Below are 1,185 nucleotides of genomic sequence, written 5' to 3'. Positions count from 1 at the left end.
CCGAGCACCAGGCCCGCGGGCACGGTCAGCGGCTGGTCGAGCACCATCGCCCCCGGCAGTTGCGTGCCCGAGGGCAGCGTCACGGCGGCGGCCGGCAGGTCGAAGTTGAGCGTGCGGCCCTGCTCGAAGCCGGTGCCGGTGTCGAGCGTGACCAGGCCGCCGTGCGGGATCACGAGGTCGCCGCCGAAGGGAATCCGGCCGCTCGGCAGGATCCAGCCCTTGTCGTCGGGCGTGGCGCCGCGCACCAGGCGCGAGCCGTCGAAGCCGTCGTTGATGCTGCCGAAGACCTCGAGGTTGCCCGGCGCGCGGATCACCAGCGCGCCCGGTTCGCCCGAGCCGTAGGCCAGGGTCTTCTGCGTGCGCGGGTTCACGCTCGCGTAGCGGTGGCCCGAGAGGTCGATGTCGCCGTCCACGTGCAGGTCGCCGTCGGGGTTGATCACGGCGTCGGTCACGATCTGCACGCCGGGGCGCAGGTGGAAGCGCTCGCCCTGCGCGCGCAGGCCCGCGAGGCGGCCGTTCATCAGCGCGCCGTTGCGCAGCGCGGCCTCGATGAAGGTTTCGCTCTGGCCGTGCAGGCGGTCGAGGTAGGCCTGGTCGATGACCTGGTAGGTACGGCCGTCGACGCTCTTGTCGGTGCCCTTCGTGGCGCTCTTGTCGGTGACGAAGGCATTGACCGCGACCGACTTCGCGCCCTGGATCACGATGCCGCCCGCGGCCTCGATGGCCACGTCGTCGGCGCCGCGGCGCGGTGCGTTGAGCGCCACCGTGCCGTAGTCCTTCGCGGCGCCGGCCACGCGCAGATCCATGCGCGCGCCGCTCGCGATCGAGAGCGTGCCGCTGCCGGCATCGAGCTCGATGACCGCGCGGTTGGGCGCATCGATCGCCTGGCCGTAGCTGTCGCGCCGCAGCACGCTGGCGCTGGCATCGAGCACCGCCGTGCCCGCGAGCGACACGCCGTCGCGCGCGGCCAGCCGGATGCTGCCGGCCTGCTCGCCGCTGGCGTCGATGCGGCCCGCGACCGTGAGCCGGCCGCCGTCGACCGAGAGGTTGATCTCGCGCGCCTTGAGCTCGTCGCCGACCACCAGGTCGCCGCGCTTGAGCTGGAAGCTGCGCACGCCGAAGGCGCCGCCCTCGTTGAGGCGCGCGTTGAGGCCCTGGAAGTCGGCGATGGTCTGCGCGCGCAGC

The 1,185-nt window shown here is 73.2% G+C and carries 1 protein-coding gene; it reads right to left on the bottom strand.

From position 1 onward, the window contains the following. A partial coding sequence (locus AC27VN_RS41930; protein WP_490880581.1) for a hypothetical protein occupies nucleotides 1-1,185 on the bottom strand: 1,185 nt, incomplete at both ends.

This window comes from Variovorax sp. 20P10.2.4, from assembly GCF_058244205.1.
Note: the sequence above shows the minus strand (reverse complement) of the source record. Positions and strands in the feature narration are given on the sequence as shown.